Source organism: Legionella stuttgartensis (assembly GCF_977063405.2).
This window is the reverse complement of record NZ_CDRUHA020000033.1, coordinates 431126-447569: the sequence shown is the minus strand read 5'-3', so window position 1 is coordinate 447569 and position 16444 is coordinate 431126. Positions and strand designations below refer to the sequence as shown.

The following is a 16444-nucleotide window of genomic DNA, read 5'->3' as shown; positions in this document are numbered from 1 at the left end:
AGAATTATAATATTTTGGGATTTCAACCAAGGCAGTGTACCATTACTTCGTAAATTTATTATGAGAAATCGATGAAAAAATTTGTACTCACTTTTATCCTTTGTTTTCCATTAGTTCTTTTTGCTCAAGAAAACACCTCATCTGCAGCAGACAAAGCGGTGATTTGTTCCGCATGCCATGGTCAACAAGGTAACAGTCCGAATCCTGATTGGCCTAATATTGCCGGACAACATCCCAAATACTTTATAAAACAGCTCAATGATATGAAAGATAGTGCATTACGCAACGCACCAACAATGAATGCGCTTGTTGCCACCCTAAGCAAACAGGACATGGATGACTTGGCAGCATATTATGCTAAAATGCCTCTTGCTAATGGCAGTACTCCTAAAGAATTTCTTAACCGGGGTGAGCAAATCTACCGTGGAGGAGATTTTGCAAAAAGGATTACCGCCTGCATCGCCTGCCATGGTCCCAAAGGTACGGGCAATGCTCAAGCTGGCTTCCCAATACTGTCTGGCCAACATGCTGCTTATACAGTGTTGCAATTAATTGCATTTAAAGACGGGAAGAGGAACAATGATTTAAACCATATCATGCGCGATATAAGTAGTAGAATGAGCCAAGAAGATATGGAAGCAGTTGCACATTATATTGAAGGGTTACATTAGGAACTAAATTATGTTAAAAAAATTAATCGCTGTATTCTTGCTTTTACCAGCAATGGCCCTAGCTGCTTCATTTGTGGAGGGGAAGGATTATCAAATTGTTACCAATCCGAATGCAACAAATAATAAAAATAAAGCCCCCACCATTGAAGAATTTTTTAGTTATGGCTGCCCATGGTGTTACAAAATAGAAGCACCTCTCAATTCTTGGGTTAGTAAAATGGGCAACAACATTCAATTCGAACGTGTCCCAGTAGTATTTAAACCCTCCTGGGAGCTCTATGCTAAAGCCTACTATACCGCTAAAACATTGGCACTTTCTGATAAAATGACTCCATTACTATTTAAAGCCATACAAGAAGAAAGAAAGCCTCTCGATTCCAAACAAGCAATGATCAATTTCTTTGTTACACAAGGAGTTGATAAAGAAATCGCGAAAAGTGCTTTTGAAAACTCACCAACCATTGATATGCGGGTACAAAATGGAATGAGTCTCATGGGAACTTATCAAATTAATGCAGTACCTGCTTTTGTGATAAATGGTAAGTATAAAACCGACTTACAAATGGCTGGCAACCCAGAGCGTTTATTAGAACTATTGAATTACCTCACGCGAAAATCGGCTTAAAAGTCTAGTCCATTGTACTCATTCAAAACCTGGGTAACGCAAGGCGTAACCCGGGTCGCGAAACGTTCATCCTCTATATACCCTATCTGCCTATGTCCCGTGAGCTGTTCGCGGGATCCAGTAACGAAGGGTACATTCTAAATTAAGAGAAATAATGCTTCACGTGAAACGTTAGACTGATACGTTTATCATCACGTCATTCTAAGGAGTACATGACTAAGGATCTCCTGCTTTTTACTTATGCCTTCCTTCCGGAGATCTCACGACATTAAAGTGTGTGCTCAACGGATTGGTTCTGATATATCAATTCTTTTGCCGCGACAACCCCCATCATGTCGCCTAACATACCATACAAAACGTCCAACATTCCCTTTAAGGTGCTTGCAAGTGGACAGGTTTTAAAAGTACTTAAAACAGGGCTATCTTGTTTATAAAAGTTATTGGCCTTTTCCATGAGAGCTAATGTTTTTCTACAAAACACGATCACTTCCTCGACTCTTGTAGAAGCAAACAATTTTTCAAACTGCACGTTGTACTCTGCTCTTGTTTCTCCTTTTAAGACCAGGTTCAAGTGCTTCTCCGCAAACAAGCTTGTACGATGAGGGTTTGTGAGTTTTAAATAATTATTGAAGCATTCATCCAAGATAGGCTTAATTTTACTTAGATGTTTGGCAAGATATATGTGCAGGGCAATTTGCAGAAAAAGTTGTTCAACATTTATTTTGTGTAGTGAGGAAACTTCTAAATATTCGAGCCCCAGCTCATCAGCTAATTCCTTTGCTTGCATGAAGCTTACCTCTCTTCGCTTCTCTAGGTCTGCTTTACAACCGACTAGAATCATTGGAAGATTTACCTTAGTCACTCTTAGACGAGCTACATATTCTTTCGTGTGCTGCAAAGATGCTTTATTAGTTAAATCAAAGCAGATCAGAGCTCCATCAATCGATCGAAAATAAGAGGCAACTATTTCCTTTAATTTTGACGTTCCTGAGGCATCCCAGATGCGTAATTGTACTTTTTTATTAAACACCTTTAGCGATTTTATTTCCTGGTCAACCCCCATAGTGTCCATGTATACATCATAACCATAGAGGGAACCACCACAATAAGCTTGAACCAAGCACGATTTACCTACTGCGTTATCCCCCAGAAGAATTATTTTGAAATGCTCATCATATTCTTGTTTGTGCTCCATGCTAAACAATCCTCCCTGGATCAAATCTGAACAAATAATAACAAACTATTCGTTCTAATTTAAGTATTCATTGAATTGCTATTGGCACCAGGAGGAAGTGCAACGAACATTTTTTTTGCTGAATATACCTTTGAATTTAGCTTATTAAGTCTTTATGCTCCCTTACCTGGATTTTCCAAACTTAAAATTCCTGTATTAAAATCATAAGCAAAAATCTCCGCATAACGTCCCCAGTCAATCATTGTACGTAATACACGGTCTGCTTCTTTTTCACTTAAATAATCTTCAAGCTTACTTAAAAATCGTTCTTCAGAAACCCTATGCCCTACTTTTTCATCTAAAATCCGTCGAATATAACGGGCAAGAGGTACCTTTTCTAATAATCTTTGCGCAAATAATTGTTTACGTTCTTGAAGATCGGCCTCAGCAAATTGCTTTCCTAAGTCGCTTAATTGGATATCCCCTGCAGAAACTTTAGCAAACCCTAATATTTCCAACGTCTCAAGTATAGGGAATAAGTCATCAATATTCATCATCAACTCATCTGCGAGCTCGGGTAAGTCAATACGCTCTTCAAAAGAGGTCATCGTCTCAATCAAGCCGGTCAGTTCGGAAGGCTCTACATCGGGCAAACGATATCCTAAACCGATTTGTCGCTCTCTTTGCGCGCGTTTTGCCTTTTCTTTAGGACCAGTAGTCATTAAAGTATAAATTTTATCAACTAAAGCCCGAAACTCAGGGGACTCAGGATCACGTGGCTGGGGTAGGGTGACGGGTAATTCAGCTCGGATGTAACCAGGATCATTACCAAAGATTACAATCCTATCGGCTAATGTAGCAGCTTCTTCAATATTATGAGTTACTAATAAAATGCCATTCGTATTGGTTTTCTTCTCTGCCCACAACTCCAGCAAGTCGGACTTCAGGTTTTCCGCGGTAAGCACATCAAGAGCCGAAAAAGGCTCATCCATTAATAATACATCAGGATTAATCACCAAGGCGCGCGCAAAACCAACCCGTTGACGCATCCCACCGGAAAGCTCTTTGGGAAATGCCGATTCAAAACCATCAAGACCAATGATATCAATTGCTTCAATAGCGCGATGCCTACGCTCTTCGCGACTAACACCCTGCGCCTCAAGACCAAGCTCCACATTCTCCAATACAGTAAGCCAGGGCATCAATGCGAACGACTGGAAGACCATTGCAATTCCTGCAACGGGACTGGTGACGGGTTTGCCTCTATAAGTTACGGTCCCACCGGTGGGGGCTACAAGACCCGCAATAATACGCAACAAAGTAGACTTTCCTGAACCGGACTTACCTAATAAAGCAACGATTTCGCCTTCTTGTAGCTTAAAGTTCACATCCTCGAGCACAAGCAAATCTTGTTCTGCAGCTTTTTTAAAAGACTTGCGTAAGCTTTCTATAGCAATGATGGTTTCAGACATAGGTATCTTTTAATTAAGGTTAAAACGTTCTTCCGCCAAGCGATAGAGCGGACGCCAAATCAAATGGTTAAAAGTAAGTACATACAAACACATCATTGCAGTACCTAAAGCAATTTTGGGGAAGTCTCCTGTTGCCGTACTCGCTTGGATGTACTCACCCAAACCGGTGGCTCTAAGTGTGGTATTTCCCCAACTCACAAACTCAGCCACAATACTGGCGTTCCAGGCGCCACCTGCCGCCGTTATGGCGCCAGTGATATAAAAAGGAAAAATGCCGGGCAATGCCAATCTTTTCCACCACAGCCATCCTTTCAAGCCAAAATTGTCTGCAGCAAGATAAAGTTCTCGAGGAATAGTAGATGCTCCCGCAATCACATTAAATAAAATATACCATTGAGTCCCAAGAATCATGAGTGGAGTCACCCATATTTCTACATTTAAATGAAACGCTACAATAGCAATCACAAATAAAGGATAGAATAAATTTGCTGGGAACGCTGCAACAAATTGAATCACTGGCTGTATTTTTTGGGCAATTCTTGGCCTTAAACCAATCCACACGCCTACTGGAATCCAAACTAAAGAGCTCAGGAAAATCATACAAAGCACCCTGGCACCTGTTGCTGCTCCAAGCAAAAACACATGCAAAATATCACTCACTTTCAATTCTGCAAGAATAAAGCGCAATAAAAACCATGCTCCAGCACAAACACTGATTAAAACTAAGAAACTCCAAAGTCTATCCAGACGCTTCTGTTTTTTAAAATCAATTTCCTTAATGACTTTCGTCTCATTGATTCTCAGCCAACGCGCATTGACAAAATGATCGGTAAAAATGCCCAGAATTTCAGTAAACTGCTTCATTAGCCGGCTGCCGCGAATCCAATCCACGAGCCAAGATTGATATTCAGCTCCGTCATGTGAGGGCTCTGTTTTAAACTTTTCAGACCACGCAATTAAAGGTCGGAAAAATATTTGATCATATAAAAAAATAACAATCATCATTGTCAAAATAGCATAACCCACTGCATGTAAATCACGTTGTTGGATTGCTAAAGCGATATAAGAGCCTACCCCGGGTAAGCGGATGTTTTGATGCGCTACAGAGATCGCTTCAGATAAAACCACAAAGAACCAGCTAGCAGACATCGAAACCATCATGTTCCATAACAAGCTCGACATGGAAAAAGGAACTTCCAATTTCCAAAAACGCTGCCATGCCGAGAGTCGAAACATAGAAGAAACTTCTTGTAAATCATGTGGCAATGTTTTTAATGATTGATAAAATCCAAAAGTCATATTCCATACTTGGGCACAAAAAATAGCGAAAATGGATGCACATTCAGGTCCCAATAAACTGTTAGGAAACAAGCGGATGAATCCGGTTACCGTAATCGATAAAAAACTTAACACCGGTATGGATTGCAAAATATCAATTGCAGGAATAATGATTTGTTCTGCGCGCCGATTTTTAGCAGCCCAAAGCCCTACCGTAAATGTAAAAATAATTGAAATAAACAATGCAATAAACATACGAAGTACCGTACGCGATGCATAAAAGGGAAGATTGGCAGGATCCAATGAAATGGGTATCTGCTCTCCCAACTGGTAGGGAGTAGCCATTTGCGAGCCGGCCCAACCCAGAAAGAACAAAATGGAAAAAATGAGAATAAGGAGCAGCAAATCCCAACGATTGATATATCGGCCAAATCTATCAGGATTAGCAAAGTAGAACCGACTTTCGCGCACAATGCCCTCCTCAATAACTTTGTCGACACCCAGACACACTCTGCAATATGTATCACGCAGTATATATAATTGAAAAAAGCAGTGAAACTAAAGAGCATTAATATAATGCCTATGCATCGCAAATTTCCGCACAGGAATTAGTTTTTGTTGATGCGAGTTCAGTTGCTTGTTTCAGGGTAATAAAATATCATAAAGAAGCCCCCTCCGATAGATTCAAGCGACTGAATATAACGCTTTCTTTTCTTATAAAAACGAAGAGCATTCTGCTCAAAAATAAAAAATGACAAGCTAAAACTCAAGTCCTTATTAAAATGCATTAATATTCAATAGATTAGTTCCTTTTTTTATTTAAAATGAAATAATTTGTACAAAAATTGAACTTTTTAATAATTTCTGTGTCTAATATAGTGAGCATTTCCCCCGAATGCTTAGCTCCGCTTTACCCCCTCTTAAGCGGAGCAGTGTTTAGATTCATTATCTAAACATTCAATTTGCCCCGGCAGCAGCCGGGGATTTTTTTATGTGGAATGAATGAGCTACACTATAAAATAATCTAATTGTGGATTTAACGGGTCACCTGGATAATTGACTACACCCTAATGGCACTAAGTTAAGCCTATTCATCCAGCCTACACCCTGCGAACAAGTCGCCGGATGAAGGAAATATAGGAAAATATTCTTAACTTTGTACTATTAGACTACACTCTATTTTTTACTGTAAACGGGACATGCTTATGAACAAGAAATTAGTCTTTATTCTTTTATCAATTTTTTTCCAATTCAGTTATGCACAACCGGAACCCGTACAATTATCCGTCTGGGTCAATGAGGCAATAGTTGCTACCTATACTTATAGCTATAAAAACTACCTTGAAGATCAAAGAAAAATAGCCAAGTATTTTGCAGCTGATGCATGGATTTCCTACAGCAATGCTTTAAATGCGTCCAAATTACCAGAGGATGTACAGAAAAATCTTTATAGTGTAAGCGCCGTAGCTACTGCCCCCCCTGTAATCACCAATATCGACCCAACACATTGGAAAGCAACTATGGGCCTTATCGTGGTGTACCAAAATCCACAATACCAACAACGACAAAATTTGAAAGTAAACATTAATTTTATGGTCGCGCCATCAGGTCAGGGAGTACGGGGATATACCATCACCAGTTTACAATCAACAGTCAACAAACAACCTTGTAAATGTGATGTGGAAGAAGAAAGTGATTCAACGCCAGCAAGTACGCCACCATCGGGCACACCAGCAGCAGGGCAACCTACCCCAAATAACGCCAAGCCATAAGTCCTAGATGCACGAGGATTAACATGCCGATCGAAACCAAAATCATATTTAATTTGATCGGCATGGTTACATCTAAAGCTGATTCTTCAGGGTCATGGGGATTATAATAGATATCAATAGCCGTATTGTCTTGAAAGGCAATGGCCGCTTTGTAAGCAATACCACGGGAATATTTACTATTCGGATTATTATGAGCGGTATCTAAAAACAAATATTCTCCAGTCAAATTTTTATCATTAACTTGATAGGTATATTCAATTTTAGGCCAAATACTATGACCTACTTTTGTCCATTCGCATTTCGTAATATACCCTTTAACTTTGAGCCACGATTGCGCTTGAATCAAAACTTGTCTATCACGCCAAAAATGCCTGAGGAGTATTAGAAGAAACAATAACCAACCTAAATCCAACATCCAGCGCCAAACATTTAGCCCAGTCATTAAAGTAGTCCTAAGAAATATGCAGTATGCAATATACAGTATATATCGCAATAGGTATAATCACCCACACTAAGGTGATTGAAAAAGGACGTACAATGATTGCTAAAACCCCTCTCCATGCCACACATCAAGCATGTGGCGCTAAAATGGTTGATTTCCATGGCTGGGAAATGCCCTTGCATTATGGTTCTCAACTTAATGAACACCATTATGTGCGTAAAGATGCAGGCATGTTCGATGTCTCGCATATGACTATTGTTGATATTCTTGGTGCCGGTGGCCGTCAATTCTTACGTAAGCTTTTAACGAATGATGTGGATCAGCTTGAACACAACGGAAAAGCACTTTACAGTTGCATGTGTAATGAACATGGTGGAGTTATCGACGATCTTATCGTATACCAACGCGCTTCTGATAATTACAGAGTCGTCCTGAATTCGGCAACCCGACACAATGATCTGGCGTGGATTCGCCAAAAAAGTGAGGGCTTTGCCGTTGGTTTACAAGAACGAAGAGAATTGGCAATGATTGCCGTGCAAGGACCTAAGGCCATAGAAAAAACACAAAAAATTCTTAATCCTGCACAAATTGACGCCGTTTCTACTTTAACCAGTTTCGAATGCGTGGATGTGGAGCAATGGTTTTTTGCCCGCACTGGGTATACAGGGGAAGATGGATTTGAAATCATCGCCCCCCAAGATTCCATTGTCCAATTATGGAATGATTTAATGCAGGTTGGTGTGCATCCTTGTGGATTAGGTGCCCGTGACACGCTTCGTTTGGAAGCAGGAATGCTGCTTTACGGCCAGGACATGGACACAACCACCAGCCCATTAGAATCAGGGCTTGGTTGGACTATTAAATGGGAACCCGCAGATCGTGATTTTATTGGCATGGGCGCTTTATTCTCCCAAAAGCAAATTGGAATTAAACGAAAAATGGTGGGGCTTACTTTATTAGATAAAGGAATTATGCGTCATGGACAAAAAGTGATAATCCCTGGTTGTGCTGATGGAATTATTACTAGTGGTAGCTACTCACCCACACTGGAAAAATCTATAGCCTTGGCGAGAGTTCCAGCTGAAACCGGTGAGGAAGTAATGGTTGATATTCGTGGTAAATTAATCCCGGCAAAAGTAGGAAAACCACGTTTTGTTAAATCAGGAAAGGCGATTTAAAACATCGAATTAAGTTAGGGTCATTTACCTTTCACCAGCTTGAGTCAAACGGCCCTGATTTTCGAGTACTAAAGGCGGCATACATAGTATGCGTGCATCGAGGCACAGAAAATCAAGTTAGTTTGACCCAGATAGTAGAACTGTAAAAATGAGAACAAATAGTCTGAATACACGAAAAAGAATCTGGATTTTCTTGTAACTTTGTAGATTTCATAGATTTAGCTTCGCTTCAGTGCTATAGAATTAAATAAGGACAATGCAATGAATGAATTAAAATTCACCAATACCCACGAGTGGCTAAAAGAAGAACACAATGAAGTAACCGTAGGCATTACCGACCATGCTCAACAATTACTGGGCGATATGGTGTTTGTCGAATTGCCTGAAATTGGAGATGAAGTGAGCGCAGGAGAAGAACTTGGTGTCGTCGAGTCAGTAAAAGCTGCCTCTGATTTTTATGCGCCAGTGAGCGGTATCGTTACTGCCGTCAATGAAGTAGTAGTCGAAAATCCAGCTCTTGTTAATTCTGAACCCTATGCAGCAGGTTGGCTTGTCAAACTGAAGCCCAGTCATCCGGATGAAATTAATAGTTTATTGACTGCAGAACAATATCAAAATGAGATCGCTGAGGAGCATTAATTATGCCTTATATCCCACACACTCCCGAAGACAGCAAAGCCATGCTTGATTCCATTGGGGTTCAAGACACACAAACCCTATTTGATGAAATTCCATTGTCTTTGCAATATGCAGGATTTCAAAATATACCTGCTGGTATCAATGAGATGGATATGCTCAAAGAAGCAAGAAATTTGGCAGACAAAAATAAAAATGGAATCTGCTTTATGGGCGCAGGATGCTATGAGCATCATATACCTGCCGCAGTGTGGGATATCGCTTCTCGTGGTGAGTTCTTAACCGCATATACGCCTTATCAAGCCGAAGCCAGTCAAGGCACTTTGCAATTACTATACGAATACCAAACCATGATCTGTGAATTAACAGGGATGGATGTATCTAATGCATCGATGTATGATGGCGCTACGGCCTTAGCCGAAGCGGTTTTAATGGCGGTACGCGTTAATAAACACAGCAAAACAAGTCGTGTATTAATCCCAGGGACAATTCATCCCTTCTATCGTGAAACCATTGAGACTATCCTGCGTAATCAGCATATTGAAGTGATCACACTGCCTTTTGATGAAAAACAAGGGATTACCCCTCTTTCCGCATTGGAAGGATATACAGGCGAAGATATTACGGCGCTGGTTATCGCTCAGCCTAACTTTTTTGGATGTCTTGAAAAAGTGGATGAACTCAGCGATTGGGCTCAGCACAATAAAACCATTAGTATCGCCTGCGTCAATCCTGTGTCACTCGCCTTATTAAAACCCCCTGGCGCATGGGGAAAGCATGGCGTAGATATTACCTGTGGTGAGGGACAACCTTTAGGCTCTCCAATGGCATCGGGAGGCCCCTATTTTGGTTTTTTAAGCACTCGCATGGCTCATGTACGCCAAATGCCTGGCCGAATCATCGGCTGTACTTTGGATAAAGATGGAAAAAGAGGATTTACTTTAACCTTGCAAGCACGTGAACAACATATACGCCGCGCTAAAGCAACCTCAAATATTTGTACCAATCAAGGTTTGTTAGTCACCGCAGCAACCATTCATATGAGTCTTTTGGGCGCTGAAGGATTACGCCAAGTTGCAAGTCAATGCCATCAGAATACACATGAATTAGTAGACGCATTAACCCAAATTGAGGGTGTAGAGCAAGTTTTTAATGCCCCTTATTTTCATGAAGCATTACTTAAGCTCGACCAACCCGTAGAACTGGTGTTACAACAATTGGCACAAGCAGGTATTACTGGAGGCTATACCCCAGGAATTCATTATCCTCAATTGGCTAATACTCTATTAGTTTGTGCTACGGAAATGCGTACTGAAGAGGAAATTGCCTTTTATGCCCAAACCTTGAAATCCATCATGTCTCAACGAGGTGCCTCATGTTTGTAATTCAGTTAACCTACTTAGTTCCTCTAAGTGAAGTAGATAAGTACCTACAAGCACACCGAGAGTTTCTTGATTACTACTATAAGCAAGGCCTATTATTGGTCTCAGGTCCCATGAAACCTCGTACTGGTGGAATTATCATTGCAGCCACAAATGATCGCGCCTATCTCGAATCCATATTCCAAAAGGATCCGTATTACTTGGCGGAAATCGCGGAATATCAATTTATTGAATTTACTCCAGCCCTTCATCGAGCTGAACTTAAAGAATTTATTCAAAAAATGGAGGGCAAATTATGTTGATTTTTGAATTATCTAAAAAAGACCGTCAGGCAACAGCCCAAGCACCAAAAATTTCAATCAGTAAATATGCTATTCCTGAGGAATTGCAGCGAAAAACGCCCCCCAAAATGCCTGCATGCTCTGAATTGCAAGTAGTCAGGCATTTCACTCGTTTGTCTCATAAAAATTTCTCGATTGATGGCAATTTTTATCCTCTGGGCTCATGCACCATGAAATATAATCCTCGAGGAGTTCACAAAGCGGCATCCATACCCAACTTTCTCAATCGCCACCCTCTGGCGACCGAAGAAAACAGCCAAGGTTTTTTAGAGCCTTTATATCGCTTGCAAGAACATATTGCTGAAATTACAGGAATGGCTGGTGTTTCTTTAACAGCGATGGCGGGTTCACAAGGAGAATTTGCTGGCGTTGCGATGATTAAAGCCTATCATCAATCCCGAGGTGATACAGCACGCGATGAAATGCTGATTCCCGATGCTGCCCACGGTACAAATCCAGCCTCAGCGGTCATGTGTGGCTTTAAGATTGTTGAAATATCTACTGCTGCGGATGGCGACATCGATCTAGAAGAGTTAAAAAGCAAAATAGGACCAAGAACAGCCGGTATCATGCTAACCAACCCCTCTACTTTGGGCTTGTTTATGCGTCAAATTAAAGAGATAGCAGCTCTTGTTCACCAAGCTGGTGGATTATTGTATTACGATGGTGCCAATCTTAACGCAATTTTGGGGAAAGTAAGACCCGGGGATATGGGGTTTGATGTCATGCACTTAAACCTGCATAAAACATTTGCAACCCCGCACGGTGGCGGCGGGCCTGGTGCGGGTCCAGTAGCTGTAGGTAAGCGATTACTTCCCTTCATACCCTTACCGGTCGTAAAAAAAACCGATTCGGGTTATCAATGGGCAACCCGCCAAGACTACCCACAAAGTATTGGTCGTCTGTCTTGTTTTATGGGAAATGCTGGTATTTTACTACGTGCTTATTTTTATATGCGGGTGCTCGGAAAAGAAGGTTTACTTCGCGTTTCAGAATATGCGACGCTTAATGCAAATTACCTACTCAAAGAATTAACTAAAGTAGGATTTACGGCAGCCTATCCGAACCGACGTGCTTCTCATGAATTTATTCTTACTTTAAGCCCAGAAAAGAAATCATACGGTATTACCGCAATGGATTTTGCCAAAAGGATGTTGGATTATGGCGTACATGCCCCAACAACTTATTTCCCATTGCTGATTCCTGAATGTCTTCTGATTGAACCTACGGAAACGGAGAGCAAAGAAGAATTAGATCAGTTTGTGCGAATTATGAAAATCATTAAAGAAGAAGCAGCCACAAACCCTGACCTGGTTAAAAGTGCTCCTCATACGTTACCAGTCAAACGGTTAGATGATGTGAAGGCAGCCCGCGAGTTGGATTTAAATTATTTTGCATCTCATAAGGAAACCTAGAAGAATCATTAATCTTCAACTTTGGATTTTGATGCATAAAAGCAGTAGATCATAACCGCTTCTAAACATAACTTGGACGTATGAACATGATACGTTCGAGTTATGAATCCTCCCTGTAAGGCTACATTTAAAACACATAGAGTACGTCTTGTGCATCAATCCTATTAGGTCTATAACTATAAAATGGAATTAATAATTTATTTTTACACCAGCATCACCTGCGTTTTTAGAGACACGATAATGGCGTTGAATTATAAAAGAAGGAATGTATAAAGTGCTCCCCAAGAACCTTACAGTTCTCCATTTTCTTTTACAAGACATACAAGTCTGTATGGATTTACGCTATATAGAAAAAATTCTTCCTTTGCCTATGCTCGAAATCGTGCCCTCGAGTCCTGTCTATTTTGTTGGATTAATGAATCTTAAAAACAAATGCATTCCTGTGCTTGACTTAGCTATTGGTACGGGCTTGACCCGCAGTGAAACTTATCCTTTGAATATGCCCATTCTACTATGCTCTGATGGCACGCATCAGGTGGGTTTGCTTGTTGATAAAATGCTTGGATTGAGTCACATCGATGAACAGCAAATCGAAATACATGAAGAGTTTTCGAGTAGTAACTCACCGTTTTTTGGCGCCGTGACTTTGGAAACAGGGGTTTCGCTATTAATCAATATCGATTGGGTTTTTGCTTTAAAGCTTACCCAATTCAACCAGACGGCTAGCAATCATGAGTAACATGGGCGCTAATATATTAAATGACATCAAAAAACTTGAGCCTGCATTTATGGAGTTAATCCATGCCCGTTATGGACTTATAATCCATGTAAACCAAGCGCAAGAGTTAGCAAAAACCATTACTGCCGCATGCAATAAATTCAATTATCGCCCCCAAGAATACTTGGAACAACTAAAAAGCTGTGCGAGTAATTCTTCTTTATTAGCCGATTTAATTGCAGCAATTACGGTGGGGGAAAGTTACTTTTTTCGGGACAAAAATCAAATGCATTTACTTGAGCATAAACTGCTCCCTCAATTACTAAAACGAAAAGCTGAAGATTTTACTTTAAAAATTTGGAGTGCCGGTTGTTCTTCAGGTGAGGAAATATATACCATTGCCATGTTGCTGGCTAAACTAATACCCAATCTTGATGTATGGGATCTCTATTTAGTAGGCACCGATATCAATATGGCCGCACTTCAGAAAGCAATTTCAGGGACATATGGGCTATGGTCCATGCGCTCTATTCCGGAAAAATACCTACAACGATATTTTGAGAAAAAGGATCGCGCCTATGTTCTATCGCCTGAGATTCGTGATTTAGTACAATTTAAATACCTTAACTTATGTGATAAGACTTATCCGTCGATAATCAATGGAATATTCGAGGTCGATTTAATCTTATGCCGCAATGTGCTAATTTATTTTGATAATGAACTTGTTACCAAAATTATGAAAAAGATAAGCGCATGCATGTCTGAAAACGCTTATCTTTTACTGGGCGCATCAGATCCTATTGTTACAACTGGGACAAATCTTGTTTTTCATCATGATGGTGCAATCTATTTTTCTCTGGATAATAATGATGAAGCGAATAAGGATTTTGAATGATGATAAAAGAACAAAAGCATGCTTCAGAATTAATACCCAAAGATGAAGAAGCACTTAAAATACTGCAGGCAAGAGCAAAACAACTTGCCAAACAGGAAATAGATACCAGCAAAAATCATGGTATTACGTTCGTTCGCTTCAGCCTAGGCCAAAATGAAAATTATGGGATCTCTTATCAGTATGTCCAAGAAGTGTTACGGAATGTGAGCATCGCTCCAGCCCCTTTCGTACCCCATTTTATTGCTGGGGTGATCAACTGGCGTGGTGCACTAATTACAGTAGTAGACCTTCTTAAATTTTTTCATCTACATCATTCACTTTCAAGTAGCGAACAACATAATGAATTTATCATTGTTGTTCAGTTAAATAATATAACTCTTGGCTTACTTGTCCAGCGCGTAGAAGGTAGCGAGCTTTATCTACCAAGCGAATTAGCTGTGCCATTGTCTTCTGCGAATGTGACTAATCCAGAATATATTCTGGGATTACACCACGCCATTACGGCAATCATTAATGTAGAAACGTTAATAGCAAGTTTAAATCAAGAAATTAAAAGGTGCTTATATAAGACAGGAGAAGTCCATGGAAACTAATGGGAATAAACGGTTTGTTATTACAGTACGCGCTCGTTTGTTGATTGGCTTTATGACCCTTAGTTTACCCGTAATCCTATCAATTCTGTTTTTGATACCCAAAGTAAACAACGTCGTTTATCTAAGTCATGAAATTCGTACTGAAAACTTACCTGAAATTCTAGACAGTCAAATCTATCAGACACAAGATCTTCTCGAACACTGGGCGATGACTGGAGATCCGAGCGCCAAAGAACATCTGGCCCGTTTATGGAGTGAGATTAATGAGGTTAGGAACCAGTGGGATCAAGTAATGCACTCGCTGGGTGATAAAAAATTACAGACTAAATGGGATAAATTGCAAGAATTATATATACCTCTTTATGATGTTCAAACATCCATTATCAATTCTCAGAGAGATCCCAATAATTCAAATAATGTAGAAAATAGCAGAAATAAGACAAGAGATGTCGAAAATGCAATGATCGACATTATATTAGGCTCTTATTCTTTAGAAACAGGTAAAAGGATGGGGGGCTTGTATGTATACTTGTCGGAAGAAATTGAAAAAAATACAGATAAAATAAATGAAAGTTTAAATTCCTTAAAAAAATCTGCTTATGCGTTATTAATTCTTGCCATTTTTTTAACGATTACAGTTCCTTATGTAACACAGCGCTCTATAGCAAGGCCGGTAGATAATGCAATTAATATTGCGGAACGCATTGCGGCTGGTGAACGTGATATAGATATTCAGATCCAGACTTCGGATAAATTAGGCAAAATGCTTTTGTCGTTAAAAACAATGCAAGAGGCAATTAAGAAAAATGAGGAAATCCTTCGCAACAAAGAAGAAGAATCTCGAGAATTATTTGAAAAATTAGTCAATTCATCGAAAAAATATAGACTGCATAGTAGTAAAGTAGCCTCAGGTGATCTTAGAGAACGCCTTGAAATAGATAAAGAAGATATCTTGCAAGATCTAGGTAGAGATTTAAATTCAATGACTGATGGGCTAGCCTCCATCACCAAAAAAATTACCAAAGCCAGCAATGACATAGTCACTATGGTGGGCACGGTACTCACCTCAGCGAATGAACAAGCAGAAAGTATTACCTCTCAAGCGTCAGCAATTAATGAAATCAGCGCTTCATTGGAAGAAATAGATAAGAGCTCAAAACAAACTATGACTAAGGCACAAACACTACGTGAGGTTGCTAAAAATACCTATGAGCAGGGAAAACTCGGTACCGAATCCGTAGAGCAAAGTATCCAGGGTATTAAAATTTCAGAAGAAAAAATGAAACTAATAGCGCAAACCATTCTTGATTTAAGTAATCACACGCAACAAATTGGTGATATTACCTCAGTAGTCAACACTCTTGCCCAACAATCAAAAATGCTCGCATTGAATGCATCCATTGAAGCGTCAAAAGCAGGGGAGGCTGGAAAAGGTTTTGCCGCAGTAGCAACAGAGGTACGAAATCTTGCAGAGCAATCAGAACAATCCACCGTACAGGTACAGAAAATTCTGGAAGACATTCGACGCACTACGGAGCGCGCGGTTACAGTGACCGAAGAAGGAGCCAAGACTCTTGACTCAGGAATAAAACTCGTTGAAAAAGCAGGTCACATTATTCAAGCGTTAAGTAAAATGATTAATGACGCGTCAATTTCTAGTCAACACATTGAAGTGGCCATCCGCCAAGAAGCAGTTGGAATTGAGCAAATCGTTGAAAGTATGAATGAAATTAATCGAACCACTGCCACTTTTTCCAGTGGAATCAAAGAGATGACAACATTTATCCATAATTTGGATGCTATTGTCAAACATCTAAAGGATGATATAGATATCTATAAAGTTTAGGAGCTC

16 protein-coding genes are annotated in these 16444 nt (G+C 40.0%); 12 read left to right on the top strand and 4 right to left on the bottom strand.

Annotated features, from left to right (window positions below; genetic code table 11):
* Nucleotides 1-71: 71 nt before the first annotated feature.
* Together ACWTEW_RS10650 and ACWTEW_RS10645 are read left to right on the top strand one after the other, a co-directional pair.
* Nucleotides 72-671, top strand: coding sequence for a c-type cytochrome (locus ACWTEW_RS10650; RefSeq protein ID WP_454781653.1), 600 nt, complete (start codon nt 72-74; stop codon nt 669-671).
* Nucleotides 672-681: 10 nt separating this feature from the next.
* Nucleotides 682-1296 (top strand): thiol:disulfide interchange protein DsbA/DsbL, encoded by a 615-nt coding sequence (locus ACWTEW_RS10645; protein WP_454781652.1) that lies wholly within the window; start codon nt 682-684, stop codon nt 1294-1296.
* A gap of 268 nt (nt 1297-1564) precedes the next feature.
* Here ACWTEW_RS10645 and ACWTEW_RS10640 read toward each other — a convergent pair whose 3' ends face one another.
* From ACWTEW_RS10640 to ACWTEW_RS10630, 3 genes are all read right to left on the bottom strand, one after another.
* On the bottom strand, nt 1565-2491 hold the full coding sequence (locus ACWTEW_RS10640; RefSeq protein WP_454781651.1) for a Rab family GTPase: 927 nt from the start codon (nt 2489-2491) through the stop codon (nt 1565-1567).
* Between the two features lie 152 nt (nt 2492-2643).
* Nucleotides 2644-3942: an ABC transporter ATP-binding protein gene (locus ACWTEW_RS10635; RefSeq protein WP_454781650.1), complete on the bottom strand. Its 1299-nt coding sequence runs from the start codon at nt 3940-3942 to the stop codon at nt 2644-2646.
* A gap of 9 nt (nt 3943-3951) precedes the next feature.
* Entirely contained in the window at nt 3952-5691 is a 1740-nt protein-coding gene (locus ACWTEW_RS10630) for an ABC transporter permease (RefSeq protein ID WP_454781649.1), read from the bottom strand.
* A 734-nt stretch (nt 5692-6425) separates the two neighbouring features.
* On the opposite strand from ACWTEW_RS10630, the gene ACWTEW_RS10625 reads away from it, so the two are divergent.
* Nucleotides 6426-6992 (top strand): DotI/IcmL family type IV secretion protein, encoded by a 567-nt coding sequence (locus ACWTEW_RS10625; RefSeq protein WP_454781648.1) that lies wholly within the window; start codon nt 6426-6428, stop codon nt 6990-6992.
* Here ACWTEW_RS10625 and ACWTEW_RS10620 read toward each other — a convergent pair.
* A complete protein-coding gene (locus tag ACWTEW_RS10620; protein WP_454781647.1) occupies nt 6967-7434 on the bottom strand; it encodes a DUF3592 domain-containing protein in 468 nt (155 codons plus the stop codon). The two genes, ACWTEW_RS10625 and ACWTEW_RS10620, sit on opposite strands and share 26 nt — an antisense overlap.
* 95 nt (nt 7435-7529) lie before the next feature.
* On the opposite strand from ACWTEW_RS10620, the gene gcvT reads away from it, so the two are divergent.
* From gcvT to ACWTEW_RS10575, 9 genes are all read left to right on the top strand, one after another.
* On the top strand, nt 7530-8612 hold the full coding sequence (gene gcvT / locus ACWTEW_RS10615; protein WP_454781646.1) for a glycine cleavage system aminomethyltransferase GcvT: 1083 nt from the start codon (nt 7530-7532) through the stop codon (nt 8610-8612).
* Nucleotides 8613-8873: 261 nt separating this feature from the next.
* The gene (gene gcvH, locus ACWTEW_RS10610) at nt 8874-9251 is read left to right on the top strand and encodes a glycine cleavage system protein GcvH (protein WP_454781645.1); all 378 of its coding nucleotides are present in this window, start codon (nt 8874-8876) and stop codon (nt 9249-9251) included.
* 2 nt (nt 9252-9253) lie between these two features.
* Nucleotides 9254-10633, top strand: coding sequence for an aminomethyl-transferring glycine dehydrogenase subunit GcvPA (gcvPA, locus tag ACWTEW_RS10605; RefSeq protein WP_454781644.1), 1380 nt, complete (start codon nt 9254-9256; stop codon nt 10631-10633).
* A complete protein-coding gene (locus ACWTEW_RS10600) occupies nt 10624-10932 on the top strand; it encodes a YciI family protein (protein ID WP_454781643.1) in 309 nt (102 codons plus the stop codon). Before gcvPA ends, ACWTEW_RS10600 begins: the two co-directional genes overlap by 10 nt.
* The gene (gene gcvPB, locus ACWTEW_RS10595) at nt 10926-12386 is read left to right on the top strand and encodes an aminomethyl-transferring glycine dehydrogenase subunit GcvPB (protein ID WP_454781642.1); all 1461 of its coding nucleotides are present in this window, start codon (nt 10926-10928) and stop codon (nt 12384-12386) included. The genes ACWTEW_RS10600 and gcvPB overlap by 7 nt, the downstream gene beginning before the upstream one ends.
* Nucleotides 12387-12651: 265 nt before the next feature.
* On the top strand, nt 12652-13125 hold the full coding sequence (locus ACWTEW_RS10590; RefSeq protein ID WP_454781641.1) for a chemotaxis protein CheW: 474 nt from the start codon (nt 12652-12654) through the stop codon (nt 13123-13125).
* Between the two features lies 1 nt (nt 13126).
* Nucleotides 13127-13999 (top strand): CheR family methyltransferase, encoded by an 873-nt coding sequence (locus ACWTEW_RS10585; RefSeq protein WP_454781640.1) that lies wholly within the window; start codon nt 13127-13129, stop codon nt 13997-13999.
* The gene (locus ACWTEW_RS10580) at nt 13996-14592 is read left to right on the top strand and encodes a chemotaxis protein CheW (protein ID WP_454781639.1); all 597 of its coding nucleotides are present in this window, start codon (nt 13996-13998) and stop codon (nt 14590-14592) included. Before ACWTEW_RS10585 ends, ACWTEW_RS10580 begins: the two co-directional genes overlap by 4 nt.
* The gene (locus ACWTEW_RS10575; protein WP_454781638.1) at nt 14582-16438 is read left to right on the top strand and encodes a methyl-accepting chemotaxis protein; all 1857 of its coding nucleotides are present in this window, start codon (nt 14582-14584) and stop codon (nt 16436-16438) included. The genes ACWTEW_RS10580 and ACWTEW_RS10575 overlap by 11 nt, the downstream gene beginning before the upstream one ends.
* Nucleotides 16439-16444: the final 6 nt, after the last annotated feature.

What these genes read in the sequence shown, in the direction of transcription:
- ACWTEW_RS10650 (WP_454781653.1), top strand. Translation starts at nt 72, where the DNA reads ATGAAAAAATTTGTACTCACTTTTATCCTTTGTTTTCCATTAGTTCTT.
- ACWTEW_RS10645 (WP_454781652.1), top strand. Translation starts at nt 682, where the DNA reads ATGTTAAAAAAATTAATCGCTGTATTCTTGCTTTTACCAGCAATGGCC.
- ACWTEW_RS10640 (WP_454781651.1), bottom strand. Translation starts at nt 2,491, where the DNA reads ATGGAGCACAAACAAGAATATGATGAGCATTTCAAAATAATTCTTCTG.
- ACWTEW_RS10635 (WP_454781650.1), bottom strand. Translation starts at nt 3,942, where the DNA reads ATGTCTGAAACCATCATTGCTATAGAAAGCTTACGCAAGTCTTTTAAA.
- ACWTEW_RS10625 (WP_454781648.1), top strand. Translation starts at nt 6,426, where the DNA reads ATGAACAAGAAATTAGTCTTTATTCTTTTATCAATTTTTTTCCAATTC.
- ACWTEW_RS10620 (WP_454781647.1), bottom strand. Translation starts at nt 7,434, where the DNA reads ATGACTGGGCTAAATGTTTGGCGCTGGATGTTGGATTTAGGTTGGTTA.
- gcvT (WP_454781646.1), top strand. Translation starts at nt 7,530, where the DNA reads ATGATTGCTAAAACCCCTCTCCATGCCACACATCAAGCATGTGGCGCT.
- gcvH (WP_454781645.1), top strand. Translation starts at nt 8,874, where the DNA reads ATGAATGAATTAAAATTCACCAATACCCACGAGTGGCTAAAAGAAGAA.
- gcvPA (WP_454781644.1), top strand. Translation starts at nt 9,254, where the DNA reads ATGCCTTATATCCCACACACTCCCGAAGACAGCAAAGCCATGCTTGAT.
- ACWTEW_RS10600 (WP_454781643.1), top strand. Translation starts at nt 10,624, where the DNA reads ATGTTTGTAATTCAGTTAACCTACTTAGTTCCTCTAAGTGAAGTAGAT.
- gcvPB (WP_454781642.1), top strand. Translation starts at nt 10,926, where the DNA reads ATGTTGATTTTTGAATTATCTAAAAAAGACCGTCAGGCAACAGCCCAA.
- ACWTEW_RS10590 (WP_454781641.1), top strand. Translation starts at nt 12,652, where the DNA reads ATGTATAAAGTGCTCCCCAAGAACCTTACAGTTCTCCATTTTCTTTTA.
- ACWTEW_RS10585 (WP_454781640.1), top strand. Translation starts at nt 13,127, where the DNA reads ATGGGCGCTAATATATTAAATGACATCAAAAAACTTGAGCCTGCATTT.
- ACWTEW_RS10580 (WP_454781639.1), top strand. Translation starts at nt 13,996, where the DNA reads ATGATGATAAAAGAACAAAAGCATGCTTCAGAATTAATACCCAAAGAT.
- ACWTEW_RS10575 (WP_454781638.1), top strand. Translation starts at nt 14,582, where the DNA reads ATGGAAACTAATGGGAATAAACGGTTTGTTATTACAGTACGCGCTCGT.